Source organism: Nocardia sp. NPDC004604 (assembly GCF_040609795.1).
Lineage (GTDB): Bacteria > Actinomycetota > Actinomycetes > Mycobacteriales > Mycobacteriaceae > Nocardia.
In genome coordinates this window covers 1-4,076 of sequence record NZ_JBEXLC010000285.1, presented here as the reverse complement: position 1 = coordinate 4,076, position 4,076 = coordinate 1, and the positions used below count along the sequence as shown (strand labels likewise).

The following is a 4,076-nucleotide window of genomic DNA, read 5'->3' as shown; positions in this document are numbered from 1 at the left end:
CACCGATCTGGTGAAAGCGCTGTCCACCGGCTCGACAGGCACCAAGACGCAGTAATCGGATGCTGGGAGTGCCTCACCTCGAAATGAGGTGAGGCACTTTGCTTTTGCGGACCCCGGCGCCGGGTCGCGAACGAATGTGGCCTGAATCCACTCGGCACCCGCATCTTACAGCGGCGTTCGCATGAGCAGCACGTTGTACTGGTTGTACACCGACAGTAAGAAGTACAGGTCACGCTCGGTCTGATACGGGAAGATCATCGGCGCATAGGCGCTCGGCAGCGTGGGCCCATCGACGAGCACCTGCGGTTCGCTCCACGGCCCCTCCGCCTTCTCTGCACTGCGCAAGACCACCGAATTGGTCGAATCCGTCGTGAGCATAATGAATTTACCCAGATGGTCGTTCCACATCACCGACAGCTCGGCGACACCATCGACGATCGGTGCGGCGACCTTGGCGTCCGGCTTCCACTCGGTGCCGTCCCAGTACTCGTAGCGATCGATATCAGCGATATCGGCTTCCTGTGCGCGCGAGACGAATCCGGGATGCTGCCGCCCGGCGGCCGTGCCGTAGCGGTAGACATAGCCGTCGTCCTTCAGGAAGGCGTTCTGCTGAAAGTTCTGATACCCGTCCACATTCGCGCGTCGGGTGGTGGTCAGCGGTGCCCAGCTCCGACCCCCGTCAGCCGAGGCGGCAAGAGTGGAGAAGTTGGTTTCCCACTTGCCGTGTTCACCCCAGCTGGCCACCGACATCAGACTCAGGTACTGCACGCCGCCGACCGAAATGCCTGCTGTCGGAATGAGACTGATCTCGATGCCGGGAATCTTCGGACTGGGCAGCGGATTGTTGCTCACCACGCCGTCGAACGAAATCCCCTGTGCCGGATCCTTGGTGGTGCTGCTGAACAGGACCTGGCTGCTCCAAGCCCACGCACTGCCGACGAGCAGATTGGGGAAGCCGAGGCCCGCACTGTCGCCGAAGGCGGTGAGCATCCGTCCGTTGCCGTCGTCCCACATGATGCCGAGGTCGGTGCCGAGCACATTGACGTTCTGGGTGCGATTGGGGCTGTCCATGCCGGTCATCTGGAAGACCGCCTGGGTCACTCCCGGTAGGCGTGGTAGGCCGCGCGGCTGGCCGTTGATGCCGGGGATGGGGTTGATGCCGGGAATGGGGATCACGATATTCGGGTCGGCGACGGCCGGTCCGGCCAATGCGACCGAGAGTGCGGCGGCGAGGACACCGGCTCTGGTGAGTGCGGACAGCGATCGGTTCATCCGGACGATCCCTTCTTGCGCGCGGTCTGCCCGGCCATTGTGCCCGGTTCTCGCCCCCATGTCCGAACGCGTTTGATGTGGAGCCGGACGCCAGCCGATAGCTACACTGAAGATCATCAGGAGACGGGGCTTCGGGGGTGGCTGACCTGTCACCGCTGGCGACCATAGGTCGCCCGATACAGCTTCTTCGGCGGCGGGGCTCGGTCGCTCGGTTTATGACGGTTTGCCGCATCGCTCGCGAGGGCACAGCTGTTCCATTACATCCGGCAGGATTGGTGAACGCTAGGCGGTGGCTCATGGGTGATAGTCGCGCAACGCTTCGGAGTTGGTGGCACGATCCGGTGCACTACCGCTGGCTCGTGCGGACGTTGGAATCGCATTTCGCCCTAGGTCCGGTCAAATTCATCATCGGTGCGGGCGGCGCGGTGATGCTGCTGATCAATATGTTGATGTCGCTGTCGCCCGCCGGTCCATCGGGAACGGTCGATCGTGCGATCTTTGCATTCGCGGGGTTCACCGCGGCGGTATGGACGGTGCGCTGGTGGTTGTTTCCGTGGCCGCGTGCGCTCACCTCATTGGCCCTGTGCACCTGGGCGGATATCGCCATCACCGCGTCCTGTCTGGTGGACCGCGATCGGGTGTACGCAGCATTGAGCGCGATGCTGCTGGTGGTGACCGGGGCCTACATCACGTTCTTCCACAGTCCGCGGGCGCTGGCCGCGCACGCCGCGTGGTCATTGCTCTCCATCGGGATCCTCGCCGGTTTTGTGGTGACCGATTCCGCGGGTGGCGATATACCGCTGGCGGCGGCCATGGTGCTGATCATGATGGCGGCCATCGTCGTGGTGCTGCCCGGGCTGCAATTCTGCTATTGGGTGCTGCGCACCGACGTGCTGTCGGATCCGCTGACAATGCTGCTGAATCGGCGCGGTCTCGACTATTACCTGTACCGCTCCCGGCATCGGCAGTGTCTATCGGTGATCGCTCTCGATCTGGACCGCTTCAAGTCGGTCAACGACACATTCGGTCATATCGTCGGCGACCAGGTGCTCGCCTCGACGGCCGAGCGCTTGCGGGCGGTCGTCGATCCCGACGCCATCGTCGCCCGCACCGGCGGCGAGGAGTTCGCGGTGGTCGGCGAACTCGATCGTGACGGTGCGCTCGCCACCGCCGAGAGGTTGCGTCGCGCCGTCGAAGCGGCGGCCGGGGTGCCCGTCGTCATCACGGCCAGCATCGGTGTCGCCGTCTGTGCGGGCGGTGCGGATACCGGTCGGCCCCAGCTGCTGTTGCGCTGCGCGGACTCCGCGATGTACGAGGCGAAACAGTTGGGCGGCAATGCCGTTGTGCTGGCCGAGCCCCCGATCTACGTTCCGGACGCCGCGCCCACCCCGCGGCGAGATCTGTCGCGTCGCGGCAAATGACAACGGCGGCCCGGATCGCTCCGGGCCGCCGTTGTTCGTATTCGCCTGTGTCCGAACGCTATCGGATCAGAACGCCGCTTCGTCCAGCTCCATGATGTCGTTGTCCAGGTTCGACAGGATGGCGCGGGTCGCGGTCAGCTCGGGCAGCACATTGCGGGCGAAGAACTGCGCGACGCCCACCTTGCCCTTGTAGAACGCCTCGTCGGCACCGGTGGCGCCATTGTCGAGGGCCTTGATGGCGACCTCGGCGCCACGCAGCAGCTGCCAGCCGATCAGCAGGTCGCCGACCGCCATCAGGAAGCGCACCGAGCCGAGACCGACCTTGTACAGCTCCGACGGGTTCTCCTGAGCGCCCATCAGGTGCCCGGTCAGGGTGGCGGCCATGGCCTGCACATCCTCGAGCGCGGTGGCCAGCAGCTTGCGCTCGCCCTTGAGGCGACCGTTGCCCGCCTCGGAGTCGATGAACTTCTGCACCTGACCGGCCACATGGGCCAGTGCCACGCCGCGGTCACGGGCGATCTTGCGGAAGAAGAAGTCCTGCGCCTGGATGGCGGTGGTGCCCTCGTACAGCGAGTCGATCTTCGCGTCGCGGATGTACTGCTCGATCGGGTAGTCCTGCAGGAAGCCGGAGCCACCGAAGGTCTGCAGCGATTCGGTCAGGTACTGGTAGGCCCGCTCGGAGCCGACACCCTTGACGATCGGCAGCAGCAGATCGTTGACCCGGAAGGCCACATCCTCATCCGCACCGGAGACCAGCTGCGCGATATCGGCATCCTGGTGCGCGGCGGTGTAGAGGTAGATCGCGCGCAGACCCTCGGCGTAGGCCTTCTGCAGGGCCAGGCTGCGACGCACATCCGGGTGGTGGGTGATGCTGACGCGCGGGGCGGCCTTATCGGTCATCTGGGTGAGGTCCGCACCCTGGACGCGCTGCTTGGCGTAGTCCAGTGCGTTCAGGTAACCGGTCGACAGGGTCGCGATGGCCTTGGTGCCCACCATCATGCGGGCGTTCTCGATGACGTCGAACATCTGCGCGATGCCGTTGTGCACCTCGCCGACCAGCCAGCCCTTGGCGGGCACGCCGTGGCCGCCGAAGGTGACCTCACAGGTGGCCGAGACCTTGATGCCCATCTTGTGCTCGACATTGGTGACGAAGGCACCGTTGCGGTCGCCCAGGGTCTGGGTCTCGAAGTCGAAGTGCCACTTCGGCACGTAGAACAGCGACAGGCCCTTGGTGCCGGGGCCAGCGCCCTCGGGGCGGGCCAGCACCAGGTGCATGATGTTCTCGAACAGGTCGTCGGAGTCACCCGAGGTGATGAAGCGCTTGACGCCCTCGATATGCCAGGAGCCGTCCTCCTGCTGGATCGCCTTGGTGCGGCCGGCGCC

The 4,076-nt window shown here is 65.0% G+C and carries 3 protein-coding genes; 1 reads left to right on the top strand and 2 read right to left on the bottom strand.

Features of this window, described 5'->3' with window-relative positions; genetic code table 11:
- Nucleotides 1-165 precede the first annotated feature (165 nt).
- Nucleotides 166-1,272 (bottom strand): DUF4185 domain-containing protein, encoded by a 1,107-nt coding sequence (locus tag ABZW16_RS43255; RefSeq protein ID WP_354961973.1) that lies wholly within the window; start codon nucleotides 1,270-1,272, stop codon nucleotides 166-168.
- A gap of 296 nt (nucleotides 1,273-1,568) precedes the next feature.
- On the opposite strand from ABZW16_RS43255, the gene ABZW16_RS43250 reads away from it, so the two are divergent.
- Nucleotides 1,569-2,693 carry a GGDEF domain-containing protein gene (locus tag ABZW16_RS43250; protein ID WP_354961972.1) on the top strand — a complete coding sequence of 375 codons (1,125 nt, stop codon included), beginning with the start codon at nucleotides 1,569-1,571 and terminating at the stop codon, nucleotides 2,691-2,693.
- Nucleotides 2,694-2,759: 66 nt separating this feature from the next.
- Here the strand turns inward: ABZW16_RS43250 and ABZW16_RS43245 are convergent.
- Nucleotides 2,760-4,076, bottom strand: a 1,317-nt coding sequence (locus ABZW16_RS43245) for an acyl-CoA dehydrogenase (RefSeq protein ID WP_354961971.1), incomplete at its 5' end; no start/stop codon positions are given.